The sequence below is a fragment of the Pedobacter sp. N36a genome (assembly GCF_014472395.1).
GTDB lineage: Bacteria > Bacteroidota > Bacteroidia > Sphingobacteriales > Sphingobacteriaceae > Pedobacter.
Map to the genome: position 1 here is coordinate 795,311 of NZ_JACSZW010000001.1, position 20,576 is coordinate 815,886.

A 20,576-nucleotide genomic window follows, 5' to 3' on the forward strand; every position below is an offset into this window, starting at 1 on the left:
AAAGCCTAGTTAAAGATGAAACTGCAGCTCAAACTTGCTTTATATAACACGCTCACGAAGGTGGCCATTATCACCCTGATGGGAATTTTCATTCTGGTCTCTATCAACAGGATTTCGGTGAACCACATTCACCAGCGACTGATTCAGAAAAAGAATAAGCTGGTGACTCACCTATCCAGTACTGCAATCAATGATTTGCTGACACAGCAAAAGACTTTTACGGATTACAACTTACTCAAAGAGGAATACATCATTCTGAAAGAGGTAAAAAACAACCACAAGGAAAAACTAAAGCAATATTTTAGTCGGGAGACCCGGGAAATTGAAGGCAGTCAGGAAGAATATGAAATCCTGAGTGCGGAATTTGAATACCGTGGAAAAAGATACCTGCTGGAACTTGGAGAAACCATGTCGACGGTAGGGCAATTGGAAAACACCATTTCCGTTTTTACCTTCTTTATCTTACTCGCAGCAGTAATTCTGACCCTCCTCACCGATCTTGCTTTCAGTAAATTCTTACTGGCCCCATTTTATCAGATCATTGATCAGAAGCTCAACAAGGTAAATGATCCGATCAGTTTCAATTATGAACCGGTAAAGACGACTACGGAAGATTTCAGGATACTGGACCAAAGTATCAGCAGCTTGATGAATAAGATCACCGATCTTTTTCTGACTGAGAAAGAATTCATTGCCAATGTTTCTCATGAGCTCCTTACCCCGATCTCTATATTAAATACCAGATTGGAAAATGTGTTGAATGATGAAAAGTTAAGTGTGGAAGGAGAGAATAAAATTTTTGCCTGCTTAAAAACACTCAACCGCCTCAAATCAATTATCAATAGCCTCCTGCTCATCTCGAAAGTAGAAAACAACCAATATAAAAAACCAGATGCGATTGTGCTGAAAGAAATGATTCATGAAGTTTATGACGAATTGGAATATCGCCTGGCCATGATGGACCTGACTTTTACGATCAATTTATCTGAAGATTATGTTTTCAACGGTAACCGTTCTTTATTTCATACTTTGTTAATGAACATTGTCAACAATGCCATCAAATACAACCTTCCTTCCGGCAATGTTCATATTTATGATACTGTTAAAGATGGTAAATATGCGCTAGTGATTGAAGATACCGGCCAGGGAATGGCTGTAAACCAGGTTTCACATGCGTTTCATCGCTTTGAAAAGTTTCAATCGGAAAAAGAAGACAGCTATGGCCTGGGCCTTTCTATCGTGAAAAGTATTGCTATTTTCCATGAACTGGATCTCGAAATTGAGTCAGAAATCGGTAAAGGAACCCGAGTAATTTTAATCTTTTAAACAAAATAATTAGAACCCATCAATCTTCATAAAATCTTCATGTTTGATGAGCAACTTTGATCTAACAAATCACATAAAACAATTAAAAACATGAAAAGAACAATTTTAGCGCTTGCATTAGTTGCAACAACTTTCGGCGCATTCGCACAAACTCCTGCTGCAACTGCAAAACCAGTAGCTCACAAAGCACACGCTAAAGCAGTAGCAACTAAAACTGAAGTATCTAAAACTGCAGCAGTAACTGCAGCTAAAACTACTGCAGCTCCTATGACTAAAGCAGCTGTTAAACCTGTAGCAAAACAAAAATAAGTCTTAACCACCTCGTTAAGAACTATAGCCTAAGGGGATATCCAGAACTGGATATCCTCTTTTTTTTGTATTTTGGCTTCAACCACACACAAACCTGAACCAAATTATGACAAAATTCTTCCTTGTTCCTCTCGCCTGCGCTGGGCTTTTTCTGAGCTTTAATAATGTAGAGAAACCTGTTGCAGACCCGCCGCGAAAACAGCATGCTGCATCCTCAAAAACAAATCAGCAAATTTCAGATACCTTAATCCTACAACCAGCAGTAAACGAGCAAATTTCAAATCCTGAGCGTGCAAGCCAGACCATTTCAAACCATCTTGCTAAAAACACTAAAACACCGGTTGCTGATAAAAAAGGCTGGATCTCTCTTTTTAACAAAAAGAACATCGACGATTGGTTTGTAAAGATTGCTCATCATGAAGTTGGCGAAAATTATGGCAATACCTTCCGCGTAGAAGATGGTATGGTTAAAGTAAGATATGATCAATATGGAGATTTTAATGACCAGTTTGGCCATTTATATTATAAAGTACCTTACTCCTATTACCACTTAGTGGTAGAGTACCGTTTTGTAGGGGAGCTCCAGAAAGGCGCACCGGATTATACTTTAAGAAACAGCGGGGTCATGTTCCATTCCCAGGATCCGAGAACCATGCCTAAAGAACAGGATTGGCCAATTTCTGTAGAAATGCAGTTTTTAGGAGGATTGGGTGATGGGAAACCCAGGCCTACAGGAAATATGTGCTCACCGGGAACAAACGTGGTTTATCAAGGCAAAATTGCTTCATCCCACTGTCTCAATTCTACTTCAAAAACTTATCATGGCGACCAGTGGGTTCGTGCAGAACTGATCGTTTTGGGAGATTCCCTGATCACACATATCATCAACGGGGATACTGTTTTGCAATACTCGAAACCACAAATCGGCGGCGGTACAGCCAACAATTATGACCCTAAAATCAAAATAGACGGTAAGTTATTGAGCAGCGGTTACATCGCTTTACAGAGTGAAGGACAGCCTATTGACTTCCGAAAAGTAGAACTGAAAGATTTATCGGCCTTAAAAGTAAAAACCAGGCGCAAATAAGCCTGGTTTTCCTTGAATTAATTGTTTCTGAGAACTCTTGTAGATGTCCGTTTTTACTTATACCTTTGCGACTCCAAAATTTGGATATGCATCCATAGCTCAGCTGGATAGAGCAACGGTTTTCTAAACCGTAGGTCATAGGTTCGAATCCTATTGGGTGTACGAGAGATTTATCTCTTAAATTAAGGCGACGTTGCTCCAGACGTCGTCTTTTTTTGTTTAAAAACAACGCTGCATTTCAATATACTGCCTGCCACACCAAGTGTATTTTCAGTCATTCCTTTATTGATAAGTATATTTTTGCTCTTCTGACACTGAACCCGATTGCATTAACTTGGATCCATAATCATCTCCATATGAGGTATATCGTCCTCAAAATAGGCTATATCTGTTTCCTTAAAGCCAAGTGCGGCATAAAAATCTTTCGCATAGGTTTGCGCGCCGATACGAATGGCCACCTTGCCAAACAGTTCATGACATTTTTCAATAGCCAGTTTCATTAAGACCTTACCTGCCCCGGTGCCCCGCACCTTAGAACTGGTCACAACTCTACCGATCGATACCTCAGAAAAAGAGAGTCCAGCGGGAACTAATCTGGCATAGGCCACCAAAATTCCATCTTTTAAAAGCATCAGGTGGTCACAATGCTGATCTTTATTATCAGTATCCTGGTAGCTGCATTTTTGTTCGACAACAAAAACTTCGTTCCGAAGTCTTAAAATTTGATAAAGTTCATCAGGGGTCAAATCCTTGAATTTCTTTACAACTGTTTGGTATTCCATTTATAAATTACTTTATGTGTTACAAATCTAAAGCGTAATTGCTGGCCAATGAAAGTTACGACAATCCCTTAGGAAAGACCGGCATCCATAATTAGCCGTAAATTAAAACAACCTTCGGTCAGGCATCAAAGTTTGGATGCAAAATAATGCAATAAAATGCTAATTTCTCATGTATTAATGATTTAATCGCATTACAAAATGAACCTGCTGGCGAAAAAACGAACATTGCTTGATTTACACTGACAAGACATCTCAAAATTTGACCTCCTAACTATTACCTTTGAAAAATGAGTTCCAATCGTGTTATATTTTTCTTATTTGACAGCGTTCATCTTTTGGATCTGGCAGGCACTGTAACCGTTTTCTATGAATCCGGATGCTGTGGAAAACCATACGATATGCATTACGTTTCTCCATATCAAAATCCTGGAACCTCATCCGGTCTTGGATTTACAAATGTGGCACCACTCAGTTCCGTAACCGTTAATCAGGATGATATTGTGATTGTAGCTGGAATGGAGATTGAAAAATGGAACAGAGCAGATGACCAGCTCTGGATACCCTGGCTGCAATCTGCCGCTCAAAGTGGTGCGATGATATCTTCAGTTTGTACCGCAGCCTTTGCCCTTGCAGCTGCAGGGCTCTTAAACGGTCAGAATTGCACTACACACTGGGCATGGACTACGGTTTTACAGCAGAAATATCCACTACTTAAAGTCATAGAGAATAGGCTATTCGTGCAAAGTGGCCGGATTTTTACAAGTGCAGGAATTGCCACAGGCATTGATCTAGCACTCTACCTTGTTGAACAGCAGCATGGGGCAGCTTTCTCCTGCCTAGTCGCACAAGACATGGTAGTTTACATACGCAGAGACGGAGCGGAAGCTCAAAGCAGCATCTATCTGCAAAACAGACAGCACATTAACCATTACATACATCAGGTACAAGATTATATCACCAAGCATTTACAACATAAAATAACCATAGGAGAACTGGCGGATTTAATTTTTGTAAGCCCGCGAAACCTGACACGCTTATTTAAATCTGCCACAGGAACCACTATAGGGCAATATATCCAATTGTTAAGACAGGAAAAAGCGAAGCATCTGCTAAAGACCAAACACAAGATAGCCTGGATTGCAAAAGAATGTGGCTATAGCAGCACTGCTCAATTGCGAAAATTTGTCAAAGAGGCAAATGATTAAAACATTAATCTCAGGTCAAATGGCCGGATTGTGATGATGACTGTCCTGATTTATTCATCCCGTTCTCCTAATTTTGGGTTTAAATAATACATTTATGAAACGACTATTACTCTTCATACTTTTAATTCCTTGCTTTGCATTTAGGCAAGGAGATGGAACGACCTATGTGTGTCCGCCTTGCAACCATCCATGTGATACTGCCGTTTACGAACAACCCGGCATTTGTAAGCATTGCGGAATGACATTAGCTGAGAAAAACCAGCAGCTGTTGGAGGATAAAAAAATAACGGTTTGCTTTTACTTATATGACGGCGTAGAAGTACTTGATTTCGCAGGGCCGATGGAAGTCTTTTCCTATGCAGGCTTTAAAGTCATCACTGTTGCAAAAACTAAAAATCCACTATTGTCGCAGGGAATTCTTAAAATCATTCCGGATTACAGCATTAAGGATGCTCCGCAAACAGATATTTTTGCAGTATTTGGTGGCTCGGATGAAGTCGCAGCGGATGATCCGGAGGTTATTTCCTGGATAAAATCCAGGGATAGCAGTACTAAAAGTTATTTCTCCGTTTGTACAGGCGCATTCATTCTAGGAAAAGCGGGACTGCTGGATCAGCTCACAGTAACTACTTTTCATAAAAGCATCGACCATCTTCAAAAAGCAGTGCCAAAAGCTAAAGTACTTCAAAATGTACGCTATGTTGACAATGGCAGGGTCATCACTACAGCAGGAATATCGGCTGGCATAGATGGCGCACTCCACCTGGTTGCAAAATTGAAAGGTAAAGCAGCAGCTGAAGCCATTGCAAAACAAATGGAATATGATAAATACCAGCCTGAACAAGGGTTGGATCTATCAAACCCGAAAAAATAATAAAAGGCGACGTTACGCTAAACGTCGCCTTTTATAGTTTAAAAATATTCGGCTAAATAAGGCGTTCTGCAATGCTGTCTTAAAGTTTTCAGTGCCCTGTCTTTTAATTGTCGGATGCGTTCCTTGCTCAGGTTAAAAACTTCCACCATATCATCCAATGTCAATGCAGTATGGTTGTCCAGGCCAAAGAATAAAGTGATGATCCATTTTTCCCTTTCCGGAAGTACACCTAAAGTACGCTGTAAATCCTCGCTCAGCGATTCCGTCATCATCTGTGCGTCTGTATTTGGAACATTGGTATTGGCCAGACTATCCAGCAAGCTAAAACCACTTTCCTCATTGGTGGTCATATCCAGTGAAAAAGACAGCGGTGCGCTCGATAGATAATCGGAAACCTTATCTGCAGAAAGCTCTGTTTCCTGAGAAATCTCTTCATAAGTAGGCAAACGTTCCAGCTTCTGTTCTAATAAATCTGAGGCTTTATTAATTTTGATGATGCCCAATACCTGATTTCCAGGAAGGCGAATCATTCTCTTTTGATCGGCCAATGCCTGCATGATGCTCTGACGAATCCACCACACGGCAAAAGAGATAAATTTGAAACCTTTGGTATCGTCAAATCGCTCCGCAGCTTTAATTAACCCCAGGTTGCCTTCACTGATCAGATCAGCCAGCTGCAGACCTCTATTCTGATACTTTTTAGCTACAGAAACGACAAAGCGCAAATTGGTTTTCACCAGTTTATCCAGGGCTGCTTTATCTCCTTTTTTAATTCTTCTGGCCAGATTCAACTCTTCTTCTACATTTACCAGGTCGATTCTTCCGATATCGGTCAGGTATTTATCAATAGATTCGGAGTCCCGATTGGTAATGGATGGTGCAATCTTTAACTGTCTCATACCGTAACTTCATTTTTTAATGATATCTGCTTATTTAAGATGTAACTTTCAAAATCCTGCATACATTTTACGAGTACTTCCACACTCGATATAGGTAAGGCATTGTATAAAGAAACTCTGAAACCGCCTGCGGAAGGATATCCTTTGATGCCTACAATACCTTTGGTGCTAGCAAAATCCAGGAATTCGCCTTCTAATGCCGGATGCTTTGTTTTGAAAGTCACATTCATTCTTGACCTGTCTGTGGGATTTGCCAGGCCATAAAACAAGGTATTTCTATCTATTTCTTTATATAACAAGCCTGATTTGGCGATGTTTTCTTTTTCCTGCTGGGCTACCCCTCCCTTTTCCTTCAGCCATCTTAAATTCAGCATGGCTACATATATTGAAAATACCGGAGGCGTATTAAACATAGAATTGTTGTCTATGTATATCTGGTAGTCAGACATAGAAGGCACTTCGCGCTGAATCTTTTCCAGTAAACTATTTTTGATCACCACAAGCGTCATACCTGCGGGCCCCATATTCTTTTGTGCACCTGCATAGATCAGGTCGAAATCTGCAACCTCAATTGCTCTGCTGAAGATATCAGAAGACATATCGCAGATCACAGGGATTTGGGTGGCTGGAAAGCTAAATACCTCTGTTCCTTCAATCGTATTGTTTGAACAATAATGAAAATAAGCTGCGTCTGCTGGAATTTCGTAGCCAGTTGGAACATAGTAATAGTCTTTGTCTTTTGAGGAAGCTACAATCTCCACCTGTCCAAAGAACAAAGCTTCTTTGATGGCTTTCAAAGAAAAGAACCCAGTATCCAGATAAGCTGCTTTTTTATCCTGCTGGAGGAAATTCATCGCCAGCATAGAAAACTGGGTGCTGGCACCTCCCTGCAAAAATACAACGCTGTAACCCGCAGGCACTCCAAGCAATTCTTTCACTAAATCCTGTGTTTCATTGATGACAGCTTCGAACTCTGGAGTACGGTGCGAGATCTCTAAAATACTTAGGCCAATGCCATTAAAATTCTTAACCGCGGCGGCGGCCTGATCTAAGACTTTAGCGGGTAAAATACATGGGCCTGCACCGAAATTATGTTTGATCATTGTTTTATAGGTTCTGGTTGATAGCTCCAAAGTTCGGAAGGTCAAAACGGATATCTCATTTTCCGTTTACATTCAGCAAATTTTTCTGTTTTGACTGCTTTATACCATACAATTTTTGGGCACCAATTCTAATGCTGGGCTACCGCAAAATTAAATTTCCCTACTTCCTTATTTTTTAAGGGGTTAAGGTAAGTTTTACACTATCCTTCCAGGGAAAGCCCGTAAATGTTTCATAAAAAATAAATAATACTATATTTGACCTTAATTACGTTGCAAAACATCTACACTAAGCTAGAAATCTATCTTCTGAAAAATGTCTAAACTAGATCCTACCCATCTTGGAATTTTGCGTCTTTTACAGGAAGATGCCCGAATGACGCACAAAGAATTGGCGAGAAGATTAAGGAAAAGTGTTTCTCCGATTTTTGAACGTGTGAAATGGCTGGAGCAAAACGGCTATATCAAAGGATATACGGCTTTGGTAGACCTTCAGAAAAGCAGTAACAGCATCATTTCTTTCACGCATATCCAGATGAATGACCATTCCGAAGAAGCTTTAAGTGCTTTTCAAAAAGAAGTGGTACAGTTCGAAGATGTCAGGGAGTGTTATTATATCACTGGTAATTTTGATTTCATCCTGAAAATCGTATCTCCGGATATGAAAGGTTACAACGATTTTTTACGCGGCCAATTGTCTAAATTGCCAAATGTAGGCAGCGTACAGAGCTTCCTCGTACTTTCTGAGGAGAAAAGAGATACCAGCTACAAGATCTAAGCCAATAAGCCTGCTCAATTCCTTATTTAAAACTCCTTATTTAAACCTTTCTTTGGCGCTAATTGTTATACCCTAAGTCTTTTAAAAAATGAAGAAACGAAGGTCAAACGAAATCAGAAAAATCATTTTTTTAATCCCCAAACTGTCAAGTAATTTCAAAATAAGGTATTCCTGATAGTAGTCGGGAAGTGTTCGGGAAGAGAAGTGCCTTATAATAGGGTTCGGAGGGGGTTCGGTTAGGGTTCGCGTAGGGTTGCCTTAGTCTCTGCTATCCAAACCCTAACCGAACCCCCTCCTTCCTCTAAAGGAAAGCAGGTCTCTTCCCGACCACAACTACCCTCATTTCCCAAATAAATTTACTTAATTTAGGATACATAAATTCGAATTCAGATGATACAGGTAGCCTTATTACTTCCCAATAACTATCGTTTACTCAGTGTAGCCGCAATACTCGATGTATTCGACACAGTGAATCATTACTATGAAGAAATCGGCAGAGCCCCCCTCTTTCAGATCAACCTGATCAGGAATACAACCATTTCCAAGGAAGGAACTACCTTTGAAAAATACAATGCACTCAGCATATCCGAATCCGGACAGCAAAACCTCATCTTAATTCCAGCATTCGGTACCTCAGACCTCAATACGGCCATCCATCAAAACCTGGAGTTCTTGCCATGGCTACAGCTCCAATACAAGACAGGTGCAGAATTAGCTAGTTTCTGTACAGGAGCCTTTTTATTGGCCGCTACAGGTTTACTCAACGGAAAAATTGCCACTACTCATGTCAATGCAAGTACGGCCTTTGCCAGCTGTTTTCCAGATGTTTATTTTACTCCTGAAAAGGTGGTCACCGCAGACCAGGGGATTTATACCAGTGGAGGCTCAACGAGTAGTTTTCATTTGATGCTGATGCTGATCCACAATTACTGCAGCCGTGATACCGCCATACACATTGCAAAAATATTCTCCATTGATATGAACCGCGAACAGCAAAGCTATTTCGGTAGTTTTCAGCCGGTAAGAGATCATGGCGATGAGCTGGTTTCTAAAACACAGCTATGCATTGAAAATGCCTATAAAGAATCGGTAACGATTGAAGATATTCTGCAGCAGATTCCCTCCAGCAGGAGAAACATTGTGCGCAGATTTAAGCAGGCTACGGGAAATACCCTCATTGAATATTTACAAAAAACCAGAATTGAGGCGGCTAAAAAGCTTTTAGAGCAAACCAACCTCAGTATTCTGGAAGTAATGTTAGATTCCGGCTATAATGATCTGAAAACGTTCAGACAGCTTTTTAAGAAAAACTCCGGAATGACACCTAAAGATTATAGGGATAAGTTTAAGCCGAAAGCCGCATAGCTGACCTTTTATTTACCTTTTTCTTTCTTTTCTTTTTTAGCTTGTTCAGCCAGATCAATGTACCTGTTACCGGCAGACTGGTTGCAATCAAACAGGCCAGAAAATAAATGATCTTGGTAAACATACCATATACATCACCCAAATGCAGGGCTTTGATAGAACCGGATATGCGTTCGTTAAAAGGCTTATCACTAAACACCTCTTTCTGAAGTACGTTGCCCGTATATTGATCTAAAAGGACTTTATCACCTGCTGCAGGTGCAAAAAAACCTGTTTTGTTCTTCATCACCGAAATGGCAGCAGCAGAATCTTTTGGCAGACTGATGCTATAATCACCGGTATAAGGCAATGCAGCATCTGCTTTTTTCAGGTAATCGCTCAGATTTAAAGGGGCAGCCCCCGCTATAACTGTCGAAACCGGATCTTTAGGCGGCTCAAATCCTTCTGGCTGATAAGTACCCAAGGACTTCCTTAAAGCCTCTCTGTACCAAGGGAAGGACCATTGCGGACCAGTAATCCCCATCAGAAATAGAAATATACAAGCGTAGAATCCTAAACTGTTGTGTAAATCGTGGTTTGTTCTTTTCCAGCTTCCAGACCATTTTACCTTTAGCCCTTGTCTCCAGGATTTAACCCTTTGAGGAAACCAGATCACCATACCAGTAATGACACCGAATGTAAATAATATAGTCGCTGCACCGGTAATGTAACTTCCCAGCTTTCTATTTTCCAGTTCTCCGAAAATCGGTTTTTCCACTTTATCTAATAATAACCACCTGTGCAGGCTGAACATGGTTTTCATAAAGGAAGCAGTAGCCCCTTTCACTTCAGAAATATTGCCAATCACTGCTCCAGTGTATTGGTTTACCGAAAAAGCAGAAGGACGTTTTCCTTGTTCAGGTTTTCCTCCTTTTTCTTTTCTTTCTCCGCCTTTTTCTTTATCTCCTTCCTTGATTTTCACCATAAATTGATAAGTACGGTTCGGATCTGCAGGAATTTTCACAGAAACTACTTTCCCTCCAGTGCGCTCCTTCACTTGCTTGATCAAAGATTCAATCGGCATCGGATTTGCACCTGACGGAGCAGTTACTTTATACAATTCAGGATTGGCCATCTCCTTCAATTCTGTATTAAAAACATACAGCGTTCCACTTAAACAAACCAGGATCACGATGATCCCGCTCGCTAATCCGATCCATAAATGGACGTCATTAAAAAGTTTACGTGTTTTTTGCCAGGCGCTTTTAGTTGTGTTTGGTTTCATTAAGGCTATTTTTTACAAATATAAAACAAATCCGCAATTATTTAGACTAATTCTTAATACTTGCAGGCCTGTCAGGTGAATTTGACAATTCTTGTTATTTATTCCACCAGATCTTACCTACGGTAACTTCGTCATTGCCTTGTTTTCCGCTTTCTACAGCATTGGTCTGGCGCTCTGATTCCGGATACATCAACCTTAATGGTCTTGCTGTTGGCGCAGGCGCAAGTAAAGAATTAGGAATCTCTGGGAAACCCAATCTTCTGTAATCACTCCAGGCTTCCAGACTGCTGATACTGTTCAGGGCTAGCCATTTTTGCTCAATGATTCTTTTTAGGCGATCAGCCGGTGCTGCTCCGCTTAACTTCACCGTAGCTTGTTCATTGTAAGTTGTAAAGGATGCTGCAGCTACTTCCATATATTTGAATGATTCTGCAATCCCCTGTTCGTAGAAAGTCTGATCTGAACCGGAAATCCATCCCCTGTTTGCCGCTTCTGCCTGCAGGAATAAACTTTCAAAAGAACCCATTAAAATCAGAGCCTGATCAAAGCTTTTGAAAAGTCCAGTAGGTTTTCCATCGTTCTCAGTTGGTCCTTTAAAAGCAGAAGTACTTTTTGCTGCATATTGAGCATCCACATTAGGATTTCCGAAAAGCACACCTTTAAAACTTCCGCCAATGCTCAGGTATAAACTAGCTAGGCGTGGATCATCCAGTCCTTTATATTTATCAATAATGTATTGCGTTGGACGTAAATCCACATGATTAGTAGCTGCTGCATTTACACCTCTGTAATTATTTTCCCAGAATGGGTTCATTTTACCTTTAGAATTGATGTAGCCAGGTTTCGTAGCCACATGCTGTCCTAAACCTAAAAACCCACTTCCTTCCAGTTTAATCTTATCCATTTCAGCAGTGATGTAAGCATCATTATTTGCCTGCGACTGGCGGATTAGCGCTCTTAATTTAAGGGTATTCCCAAATTTAGCCCAAAGCTGCTTGTCGCCGCTAAAGATGATATCGGCTTTGCCCGGATTTTGATCCCCTGATGCTCCTTTAATCTCTGCCATCCCCTCGGTAATCAGCGAAACAGACTTTTCATATACGGTCTTCCCATCCTCATATTTAGGCTGCAGATATAATGTTCTATTCAAAGCTTCGTCAAAAGGAACATTGTTATAGATATCTACTAAGTGCAAAAAGTGCCATCCTTGCATGATCTTCGCAATTCCGGAATAAAACGGTGCATTTTCTTTTTGCGCCTGCTCCTTGATCAATTGATAATATAATAAGGTGTTATAAGTGCCTTCCCAGATCTGGATGCCATCTCTGGTTCCACGGATAGCTACCCCATTATAGGTCTTCTCTTTATAAAACTTATTGGTTGCTTCACTGGTGGTACCCCAATACCCTGCCCAAAAAGCGGCCAGCTGATTGATTTGTACAGTTTCCTGATTGATGGTGCTGATTAAAGCACCAGGTAAACGGGCACTCAAAATCAGGTATTGCTCTGTTGGACCATTCGGATTGTCATTCACATCCAGGAATTTTTCGCAGGAAGTCAGACTGAATAAGCCGGCAGCGAAAACGAATATTTTTATATTTTTCTTCATGATATGTTATTCTTCAGCGTGTATATCTTAAATAAACTCGTGTGTATCTCCAATCAGTTAGAACGTAACGTTCAGGTTAAAACCAAACATTCTGGTTGGAGGAATCTGTCTGAAACTCAGGTAACCGTCAGTTTGATTGTACAGAGATTCAGGATCACCGTAAGTATTGCTCTTATGTCTGACGATGAAAAGATTAGTTCCTACCAATCCGAAGCTAGCTTCACGGATTACTTTCTGTTTCGCCAGTAATGCTTTAGGTAAAGCATAATTGATATTCAATTCTCTTAGCTTAAAGAAATCTGATTTTGCCGCTGTATTTCTTTGCACTTTTCCTTGTGTATCCCAGAATGCTTTATCGCCTTTAGACATCACAGTTGTATTTTGTACATATACCGGCTGATCTGCAGTTCCTGTGTTGACCACAGAATTAGGGAAGATGAATGGCTGACGGCCGTATTCAGCAGTAGCTGGATGCGTACCAGCAGTGTACATTCTTGGTACGACCTCAGAATACAGCCAGCCTCCAAGACGGGCATCAAACTGAGCACCAATGCTGATGCCTTTGAAGTGAATCACCGAACTTAAACCCATTTGATAAGGAGGAACCATGGTACCTAGAGGGGCGCTATCGGCTACAGTAGTCGTATTTCCTTTCGAATCCACTACTACCCTTCCTTGCTCATCTCTTAGGTAATCACTCACTTTTAAGAGTGGGTAACTTTGTCCAACTACCGCATAAGCTTGTCTGAACATCCTGAATTCTTCCTGTCCGCCGAAAATTGTCTTCACCTTATTATTAATATGTGTGAAATTAAAACCGAGGTTCCATCTGAAATTGTCTTTACGGAGCACATCACCGCTTAAAGTCAATTCAATGATTTTATTGGTCAATCGTCCTGCGTTAACAATGGTGGTGTTATAACCGGTTGAACTTGAAATCGGCGCATCAAAAATCTGACCGTCAGAATCTGAGTACACATAGGCCGCTTCAAAGTTTAAGCGATCATTGAAGAAGCCCAGTTGGGTACCAACTTCATAAGACTTCACAAATTCTGGTTTAATATTAGGATTCGGGCTGGTTAAATTAGGGGTAAAACCTACTAAACCACCAAAAGGAAAACCATTGATCTGCGAGTAAGCGTTGTTTAAGCTGTAAGGATCTAAAGTCACGTTCCCTGTTTTGTTATAAGAAGCAAACACCTTTCCGAAAGAGAGTACTCTATTGTCCTTTAAAGCTTTGATCCCTTCTGTAAATACAAAAGAAGTACTGACACCAGGGTAAAAATAAGCGCGGTTTTCTTTACTCAATACGGAAACCATATCGTTTCTACCGGTTAAGGTGAAGAACAGATAGTTGTTATATCCGGCAGTATATTCGAAATACGTACCCAATGCTCTGTATTTAGTGATCGAAGCAGCACCATCTAACTCACCTGCACGGCTACCAGGATTGAAAAGGTCTGGAAATAGTAAGTTGGCACTTCCTACAGAAATCAGCTTGGAATCATCCATACGGATATTTTGTCCAACCAATAAACGGTTCGTAAACTTTCCGAAATCTTTCTTAAAGTTCAGGATTAAATCACTGTTTATCCTACGGAAATCATTGCTGCCATCATTTACAGAACCATTCACGTTTCTGTTTCCTGAAGGAGAAGCCAATTTATTTGTGGTTGCCCTGCTTTCTTCAGAAGTACTGTACAATCCAATGCGATAAATTGCAGAAAACCATGGTGTAAAATCATAATCCAATTGGATTTTTCCATTGATCGTTTGCTGATCAGCAGTATTTCTATTGTTATCCATTAAGAAAAATGGATTCTTTGCTGCTGTAGCATCTGTATAATAGTTCAGCGGATTTGCTGCTGAGTTTGGATCTCTCCAGTTTTTCAAACTTTTAAGGTCAAGGTTTGCAGGCTGCACATAGGTGCTGTACCATGGACCATCTGGCGTGGTATTTCTATTGGCCGAAATATAATTGACATTATAAGAGGTATTCAGCTTGCCGAAAGTTCTGGAACCATTAAATCTCGCTCCTGTTCTGGAACTTTTATCGCCAGGAATCACCCCTTTGATGTTTACGTTTTGAACAGAGAAAAAGTAAGTTGAGTTTTCATCGCCACCAGAAAAAGAAAGGTCATTTTGTAAAGTTCTACCCGTTTGGAACATATCCAGGCGGTTATCTTTTGAAGGTGCCGCGAATAATGCGGTTGGCTGTACACCGTTTGGCAGTTTTAAGCCCAGGTCTTTGGTGCTGCCATCAAATGCAGGTCCCCAGGACTCATATTCTGTTGGAGCATATACCCCATTTTGCCCTTGCCCGAATTGCGTTTGTGCTGGAGGCAGCAGGTATACATTTGAAAAAGTGGTGGTATTGGCGTAATTAACGGTCCCCCTACCTCTTTGTCCTTTTTTCGTGGTGATCATTAAAGCACCGTTCACACCTTCTGAACCATATAATGCAGCGGCATTTGCACCTTTAAGCACGGTAATATTTTCGATGTCGTTCGGGTTTAAACGGCCGATATCTGGAACAGGTACTCCATCTACTACATAGATAGGGTTGTTCTTTGCATCGTTGAAAGATCTGGAACCACGCAGTCTGATTTGCACCAGCTGGTCCGTTTTACCAGTGGTCGCATCGTTCATGTTGATTCTCAATCCGGCAACTTTACTGGCCAAACCCTGTAAAGGGTTCAGCACTTTACCTTGATTCAGACTTTCATTGCTGATCAATGTTGCGGAAGTCCCCAATTCTCTTGCCTGACGTTTGATGCCCAAAGCACCAGTCACTTCAACTTCCGACAATTGGTTTACAGAACCATCCAGGTAAGCATTCAGCGTATTTTTATCTGCAGTCAATGTCAATTCTACAGTAGAATAACCTGTATAAGAAAAGGAAAGCAAGTCGCCGGTTGCTGCATAGATGGTATATTTACCGCTCGCATCGGTACTGACCGCCTCTTTGTTCGCATTGCGGATCACGGTTGCGCCTGGAAGGGTTACTCCAGTCTTTTGATCTATTACTTTCCCGCTGATCATCCTTACCTGAGCAAAGAGGCCTGTAGAGATCGTCAATAGTAAAATAATTAGGGTAGCTTTTTTGTTCATCTAAATATTATTTTGACATTTTATTAAGATTTAATCTTAATAACCTTAACTTCGCCGCAAAGATATCAGTAGCCGATGACGCAAAAGGGAGAACAGATGACGCTAAAAGGAGAAAAACAAGAACGTTCAATTTACGGATCTAAGGACCTTACTATTGGTTACTCGAAAAAAATCGCTTTGTTAAATGCCGAGCAGGGCGGCTCAATCCTGGCTCAGCCTGAAAATCCTGCTGGTTATCAATTATTATTTGTGCTCAAAGGAAAATTGTCTTTTAATGACGATATGGCTGGTCAGCCTTTGCCTTTATTGGAAAGTCAGCAGTACAATCTGATCTGGACCAACGGTACGCCTGGCCTTTACGAGGGTTTATCCGACGAATCAAATGAGGTTGTTTTTGTAGAGATCAGTGCCGGATTTTTGTCCAGATACCTTCCCGAAGATCATCCTGCAGCCATTCATCTGCGAGCAAAACGTTTCTCTGAAACTGCCTTTGCAGGTGTTGTTCAAAACGTAATCTTCTTCTCTGAACATCATTTACACCTCACACCGGAAATCAATGCGATCTTAAATGGCCTGGAGAACTCGCCCCATACTGGCTTTTGCGAACGATTATTTCTGGAATCGAAGGTAATTGAGCTGCTGGCCATCAAGATTTCACAGCTGGAACAGCAGCAGCAACAGCCGCTTCCCCGATTAAAGCAGGATGATCTGGACAAAATGCAGGAAGCACGGGAAATTCTGATCCAGCATATTGATGCGCCGTTTTCTTTGAGAACTTTAGCGCACATGGTGGGAACAAATGAGTTTAACCTGAAGAAGCAATTCAAGGCTGCTTACGGAACTACCGTTTACGGATATCTGAACCAATACAAGATGGAACAGGCTAAAGCCATGTTACTTCAAGGGGATTCCCGGGTATCGGAAGTGTCGGAAAAAATGGGTTATAAACATGCTACCCACTTCAGCAGTGCCTTCAAAAAGTACTTCGGCTACCTTCCCAATAAAATCAAGATGTTCCTCTTACTTTTTGATCCGGAATTGTGTCTGGTTTTCTTCACTGCATAGTGAAAAAATGAAGTTTTCCGTCCAATCTCTTCTAAATCAACAACATTTATCAAGAAATTCTTTTCTTTAAATTATTTTATTTATACCTTTGCAGTCCCTCACGGGAAAAGGAGATTAAATTTTAATGGCTAAAAAACAAGTAGCAGAAAAAGAACTAGAGGCTAAAAAAGCCGAATTACAAGGTGCAGACGCTCGTCTCACTGAGAAAGAAACCATTGAGTCAGAAGCTGATTCAGTGTCGATCGAACAGATCAAATCATCATTAGCAACACCAGATCAAGATTTTGATTGGGATGCAGATGATAAAGTTTTCGGAAAATACTCTGATGAAGACCGTAAAAAGTTTGAAGACATGTATACCGATACTTTCAATCAAATCAACCAAGGTGAAATCATCAGCGGTATTGTTGTGTCTATCAACAATAAAGACGTAGTATTAAACGTAGGATTTAAATCTGACGGATTAGTATCTACTTCTGAGTTCCGTGATACACCTGATTTGAAAATTGGTGATACCGTTGACGTATTCGTGGAAGCTCCAGAAGACGCAAACGGTCAATTGATTTTATCTCGTAAAAGAGCTAAAACCCAAAGATCATGGGAGTCTATTAATGAGGCTCTTGACAATGACAGAATCATCAACGGATTTGTTAAAAGCCGTACTAAAGGTGGTCTTATCGTTGACATCATGGGTGTTGAAGCTTTCTTACCAGGTTCTCAAATTGACATCAAACCTATCCGCGATTACGATGTATACGTGGGTAAAACAATGGAATTCAAAGTTGTTAAGATCAACCATGAGTTTAAAAACGTAGTAGTTTCTCATAAAATCTTAATCGAAGACGATTTAGAAAGCCAAAAAGTTGAAATCGTATCTAAACTTGAAAAAGGACAGGTATTAGAAGGAACTGTTAAAAACATTACTGATTTCGGTGTATTCATCGATCTAGGTGGTGTTGATGGTTTACTTCACATCACTGATATTTCTTGGGGCCGCATAGAGCATCCAAAAGAAGTATTAAGCTTAGATGAGAAAATCAACGTTGTAGTTCTTGACTTTGATGACGAGAAAAAACGTATTGCATTAGGTTTAAAACAATTGACTCCACACCCTTGGGAATCTTTAGATACTAACTTAGCTGTTGGTTCTAAAGTTAAAGGTAAAATTGTTACTGTTGCTGATTACGGAGCTTTCTTAGAAATCATTCCTGGTGTTGAAGGTTTAATCCACGTATCAGAAATGTCTTGGTCACAAAACTTACGCAGCCCACAAGAATTCTTGAAAGTTGGCGATGAAATCGAAGCTGAAGTATTAACTTTAGACAGAGACGAACGCAAAATGAGCTTAGGTATTAAGCAATTAACTCAAGATCCTTGGCAAAATGTTGCGGAAAGATATCCTATCGGAAGCAAACATACTGCTGTAGTTAAAAACATGACTAACTTCGGTGTATTCGTAGAAATTGAAGAAGGTATTGATGGTTTAATCCATATCTCTGATCTTTCTTGGTCTAAAAAAGTTAACCACCCTAACGAATTCACTAAAGTAGGTGATACATTAGACGTAGTTGTTCTTGAATTAGATGTAGAAAGCCGTAAATTGAGCTTAGGTCACAAACAACTAGAAGAAAACCCATGGGATACTTTTGAAACTATCTTCACGTTAGATTCAATTCACCAAGGTACTGTTGTTAAGGTAACTGATAAAGGTGCTGTTATTGCTTTACCATACGGTGTAGAAGGTTTCGTACCAACTAAACACATGGCTAAGGAAGACGGAACAACTATCAAAGCTGAAGAAACTAATGACTTCAAAATCATTGAGTTTAACAAAGATGCTAAACGTATCGTTGTTTCTCACGCCCGTATCTGGGAAGAGGCTAAAGCTGAAGCTGTTGCTGAAGAAAGAGCTACTAAGAAAAAAGAAGCTAAAGCTTCAAACACTGCAGTTAAGAAAGTTAAAGACTCAGTTGAGAAATCAACTCTTGGCGATCTAGGCGTACTTGCTCAATTAAAAGAGCAAATGGAAGGTGAAGAAAGCAAAAACAAAGCTAAATAATCTTTTAAGCTAATATATTAAAGGCATCCCAATCCGGGATGCCTTTTTTTTTGCTATTTTGCCAAGGTTAATACCCGTTTTTAGTATTCTGAATGTTATGAAAATCTTTATATCCATGCTAAGCGCCCTACTTTGCCTTCAGCTCAGCAGCTTTGCTCAATACCCTGCCCCTTCCTTAATCCCACAGCCTGTGGAAATGAAAATAGGAAGAACCGAAGATAACTTTACCATCGCCAATAACAGTACACAGGTTTTTATCAGTGACAGCAGTTTGAGGCCTTCCGCGGAATTCTTCATCAGCTTTATTAAAAAACATTATCTGCTCGATTTAACACTAACCACCACTGCAGATCCGAACAGAAAGAATGTGATCAATCTGATCAAGGAATATCCAGCACAGCAGCGCACAAATATTGAAAATCCAGAACAATACAGTCTGGAAGTACGGGCAAAGTCTGTGTCGATACGTTCCAGCGCCCCTGCCGGTGCATTTTATGGGATTCAAACTCTAATCCAGCTCCTACCCCCTTCCGCAAAACCATTTCCTTTACAAGTAAAAGCGGTGAACATTACGGATTTTCCACGCTTCGCTTACCGCGGCATGCACCTGGATGTAAGCAGACATTTTTTTGATATCAGCTTTATTAAAAAATACATCAATTACCTCGCCATGCATAAGTTGAATTATTTCCATTGGCACCTGACCGATGACCATGGCTGGCGTATTGAAATCAAAAAACATCCCCGCTTAACTGCTGTTGGTGCCTGGAGAGATGGGTCCATCATTGGCCTGTATCCTGGAAAAGGAAACGATGGCATCAGACATGGCGGTTATTACACCCAAGCAGAAGTAAAAGAGGTGATCAAATATGCCGCAGACAGATACATTACCATTATCCCGGAGATCGAAATGCCAGGACATAGTATGGCCGTCCTTGCCGCTTATCCAGAATTGAGCACTACACCAAAACAACCCAAGAAAGTAGCAGAAACCTGGGGCATCTTCAATAAATTCAACAATGTCTTACTTCCTTCTGATCAGACTTTCAATTTCCTGGAAGAAGTTCTCACAGAAGTCATGGCACTTTTCCCCTCCCCCTATATTCATATTGGCGGTGATGAATGTTCAAAAATCTGGTGGAAACAATCTGCTTTTTCTCAACAGCTGATTAAAGAGAAGGGTTTAAAAGATGAGAATGGGCTGCAAAGCTATTTCATACATAGAATTGAAAAGTTTGTGAACAGCAAAGGAAAAACCATCATCGGCTGGGATGAGATTCTAGACGGTGGTCTGGCTCCAAATGCGATTGTGATGAGCTGGCGTGGAGAAAAAGGAGGCATCGCCGCTGCGAAACAAAAACATAAAGTGATCATGACGCCAGAAAACTTCATGTACTTCAACCACTCACAATTTTTAAAAGATGATTCCTTAACTGCAGCTCGGTATTTACCTTTAGCAGATGTCTATAATTATGAGCCTGTACCCGCGGTACTGACCCCTGCTGAAGCCAAATACATTTGGGGTGGACAAGGGAACTTATGGACGGAATACATCACCAATCCAGCTAAAGTGGAGTACATGCTTTTTCCAAGATTAGATGCCTTAAGTGAAGTACTGTGGAGCCCGAAACCTAAGCGTAATTTTGTGAATTTTAAGGAGCGCCTTAAAGAGCAGTTTCGGAGGTATGATATGATGGGTGTTAACTACAGCAAAAGATACTTGAAGCCTTAAATTAGTTTAAT

The 20,576-nt window shown here is 40.6% G+C and carries 16 protein-coding genes and 1 tRNA gene; 11 read left to right on the forward strand and 6 right to left on the reverse strand.

The window, feature by feature from the left end:
• The first annotated feature begins 15 nt into the window (after nucleotides 1–15).
• From H9X96_RS03675 to H9X96_RS03690, 4 genes are all read left to right on the forward strand, one after another.
• Nucleotides 16–1,326: a HAMP domain-containing sensor histidine kinase gene (locus tag H9X96_RS03675; protein WP_187664956.1), complete on the forward strand. Its 1,311-nt coding sequence runs from the start codon at nucleotides 16–18 to the stop codon at nucleotides 1,324–1,326.
• Between the two features lie 90 nt (nucleotides 1,327–1,416).
• Nucleotides 1,417–1,635, forward strand: a complete 219-nt coding sequence (locus H9X96_RS03680) for a hypothetical protein (RefSeq protein WP_187664957.1) — start codon at nucleotides 1,417–1,419, stop codon at nucleotides 1,633–1,635.
• Nucleotides 1,636–1,741: 106 nt separating this feature from the next.
• The gene (locus tag H9X96_RS03685) at nucleotides 1,742–2,722 is read left to right on the forward strand and encodes a DUF1080 domain-containing protein (protein ID WP_255430972.1); all 981 of its coding nucleotides are present in this window, start codon (nucleotides 1,742–1,744) and stop codon (nucleotides 2,720–2,722) included.
• 88 nt (nucleotides 2,723–2,810) lie between these two features.
• A tRNA-Arg gene (locus tag H9X96_RS03690) sits at nucleotides 2,811–2,884 on the forward strand.
• Between the two features lie 167 nt (nucleotides 2,885–3,051).
• On the opposite strand, the gene H9X96_RS03695 is transcribed toward H9X96_RS03690, so the two are convergent.
• Nucleotides 3,052–3,504, reverse strand: a complete 453-nt coding sequence (locus H9X96_RS03695; protein WP_187664958.1) for a GNAT family N-acetyltransferase — start codon at nucleotides 3,502–3,504, stop codon at nucleotides 3,052–3,054.
• A 287-nt stretch (nucleotides 3,505–3,791) separates the two neighbouring features.
• Between H9X96_RS03695 and H9X96_RS03700 the strand changes: the two genes are divergently transcribed.
• A complete protein-coding gene (locus tag H9X96_RS03700; RefSeq protein ID WP_187664959.1) occupies nucleotides 3,792–4,709 on the forward strand; it encodes a GlxA family transcriptional regulator in 918 nt (305 codons plus the stop codon).
• A gap of 94 nt (nucleotides 4,710–4,803) precedes the next feature.
• Nucleotides 4,804–5,583 carry a DJ-1/PfpI family protein gene (locus H9X96_RS03705; RefSeq protein WP_187664960.1) on the forward strand — a complete coding sequence of 260 codons (780 nt, stop codon included), beginning with the start codon at nucleotides 4,804–4,806 and terminating at the stop codon, nucleotides 5,581–5,583.
• 38 nt (nucleotides 5,584–5,621) lie between these two features.
• Here the strand turns inward: H9X96_RS03705 and H9X96_RS03710 are convergent, their stop codons facing one another.
• Nucleotides 5,622–6,482, reverse strand: coding sequence for an RNA polymerase sigma factor RpoD/SigA (locus H9X96_RS03710; RefSeq protein ID WP_187664961.1), 861 nt, complete (start codon nucleotides 6,480–6,482; stop codon nucleotides 5,622–5,624).
• Nucleotides 6,479–7,582: a 3-phosphoserine/phosphohydroxythreonine transaminase gene (serC, locus tag H9X96_RS03715; protein ID WP_187665020.1), complete on the reverse strand. Its 1,104-nt coding sequence runs from the start codon at nucleotides 7,580–7,582 to the stop codon at nucleotides 6,479–6,481. The genes H9X96_RS03710 and serC overlap by 4 nt, the downstream gene beginning before the upstream one ends.
• 316 nt (nucleotides 7,583–7,898) lie before the next feature.
• On the opposite strand from serC, the gene H9X96_RS03720 reads away from it, so the two are divergent.
• Both H9X96_RS03720 and H9X96_RS03725 read left to right on the forward strand, forming a co-directional pair.
• Nucleotides 7,899–8,360: an Lrp/AsnC family transcriptional regulator gene (locus tag H9X96_RS03720; RefSeq protein WP_062550140.1), complete on the forward strand. Its 462-nt coding sequence runs from the start codon at nucleotides 7,899–7,901 to the stop codon at nucleotides 8,358–8,360.
• Nucleotides 8,361–8,750: 390 nt separating this feature from the next.
• On the forward strand, nucleotides 8,751–9,725 hold the full coding sequence (locus tag H9X96_RS03725) for a GlxA family transcriptional regulator (RefSeq protein WP_187664962.1): 975 nt from the start codon (nucleotides 8,751–8,753) through the stop codon (nucleotides 9,723–9,725).
• Here the strand turns inward: H9X96_RS03725 and H9X96_RS03730 are convergent.
• From H9X96_RS03730 to H9X96_RS03740, 3 genes are all read right to left on the reverse strand, one after another.
• Entirely contained in the window at nucleotides 9,706–10,989 is a 1,284-nt protein-coding gene (locus H9X96_RS03730; RefSeq protein WP_187664963.1) for a PepSY domain-containing protein, read from the reverse strand. The two genes, H9X96_RS03725 and H9X96_RS03730, sit on opposite strands and share 20 nt — an antisense overlap.
• Nucleotides 10,990–11,083: 94 nt before the next feature.
• Nucleotides 11,084–12,598, reverse strand: coding sequence for a SusD/RagB family nutrient-binding outer membrane lipoprotein (locus H9X96_RS03735; protein WP_187664964.1), 1,515 nt, complete (start codon nucleotides 12,596–12,598; stop codon nucleotides 11,084–11,086).
• A 57-nt stretch (nucleotides 12,599–12,655) separates the two neighbouring features.
• Nucleotides 12,656–15,709 (reverse strand): SusC/RagA family TonB-linked outer membrane protein, encoded by a 3,054-nt coding sequence (locus H9X96_RS03740; RefSeq protein ID WP_187664965.1) that lies wholly within the window; start codon nucleotides 15,707–15,709, stop codon nucleotides 12,656–12,658.
• Nucleotides 15,710–15,784: 75 nt separating this feature from the next.
• Between H9X96_RS03740 and H9X96_RS03745 the strand changes: the two genes are divergently transcribed.
• From H9X96_RS03745 to H9X96_RS03755, 3 genes are all read left to right on the forward strand, one after another.
• Nucleotides 15,785–16,774, forward strand: a complete 990-nt coding sequence (locus H9X96_RS03745) for an AraC family transcriptional regulator (RefSeq protein WP_187664966.1) — start codon at nucleotides 15,785–15,787, stop codon at nucleotides 16,772–16,774.
• A 124-nt stretch (nucleotides 16,775–16,898) separates the two neighbouring features.
• The gene (gene rpsA, locus H9X96_RS03750; RefSeq protein WP_062550146.1) at nucleotides 16,899–18,833 is read left to right on the forward strand and encodes a 30S ribosomal protein S1; all 1,935 of its coding nucleotides are present in this window, start codon (nucleotides 16,899–16,901) and stop codon (nucleotides 18,831–18,833) included.
• Between the two features lie 115 nt (nucleotides 18,834–18,948).
• On the forward strand, nucleotides 18,949–20,565 hold the full coding sequence (locus H9X96_RS03755) for a beta-N-acetylhexosaminidase (RefSeq protein ID WP_255430973.1): 1,617 nt from the start codon (nucleotides 18,949–18,951) through the stop codon (nucleotides 20,563–20,565).
• Nucleotides 20,566–20,576: the final 11 nt, after the last annotated feature.

Bases quoted from the DNA above. Each gene is read 5' to 3' on its own strand.
- H9X96_RS03730 (WP_187664963.1), bottom strand. From the start codon at position 10,989: ATGAAACCAAACACAACTAAAAGCGCCTGGCAAAAAACACGTAAACTT.
- rpsA (WP_062550146.1), top strand. From the start codon at position 16,899: ATGGCTAAAAAACAAGTAGCAGAAAAAGAACTAGAGGCTAAAAAAGCC.
- H9X96_RS03740 (WP_187664965.1), bottom strand. From the start codon at position 15,709: ATGAACAAAAAAGCTACCCTAATTATTTTACTATTGACGATCTCTACA.
- H9X96_RS03755 (WP_255430973.1), top strand. From the start codon at position 18,949: ATGCTAAGCGCCCTACTTTGCCTTCAGCTCAGCAGCTTTGCTCAATAC.
- H9X96_RS03695 (WP_187664958.1), bottom strand. From the start codon at position 3,504: ATGGAATACCAAACAGTTGTAAAGAAATTCAAGGATTTGACCCCTGAT.
- H9X96_RS03700 (WP_187664959.1), top strand. From the start codon at position 3,792: ATGAGTTCCAATCGTGTTATATTTTTCTTATTTGACAGCGTTCATCTT.
- H9X96_RS03685 (WP_255430972.1), top strand. From the start codon at position 1,742: ATGACAAAATTCTTCCTTGTTCCTCTCGCCTGCGCTGGGCTTTTTCTG.
- H9X96_RS03675 (WP_187664956.1), top strand. From the start codon at position 16: ATGAAACTGCAGCTCAAACTTGCTTTATATAACACGCTCACGAAGGTG.
- H9X96_RS03705 (WP_187664960.1), top strand. From the start codon at position 4,804: ATGAAACGACTATTACTCTTCATACTTTTAATTCCTTGCTTTGCATTT.
- H9X96_RS03735 (WP_187664964.1), bottom strand. From the start codon at position 12,598: ATGAAGAAAAATATAAAAATATTCGTTTTCGCTGCCGGCTTATTCAGT.
- H9X96_RS03720 (WP_062550140.1), top strand. From the start codon at position 7,899: ATGTCTAAACTAGATCCTACCCATCTTGGAATTTTGCGTCTTTTACAG.
- H9X96_RS03745 (WP_187664966.1), top strand. From the start codon at position 15,785: ATGACGCAAAAGGGAGAACAGATGACGCTAAAAGGAGAAAAACAAGAA.
- H9X96_RS03680 (WP_187664957.1), top strand. From the start codon at position 1,417: ATGAAAAGAACAATTTTAGCGCTTGCATTAGTTGCAACAACTTTCGGC.
- H9X96_RS03725 (WP_187664962.1), top strand. From the start codon at position 8,751: ATGATACAGGTAGCCTTATTACTTCCCAATAACTATCGTTTACTCAGT.
- H9X96_RS03710 (WP_187664961.1), bottom strand. From the start codon at position 6,482: ATGAGACAGTTAAAGATTGCACCATCCATTACCAATCGGGACTCCGAA.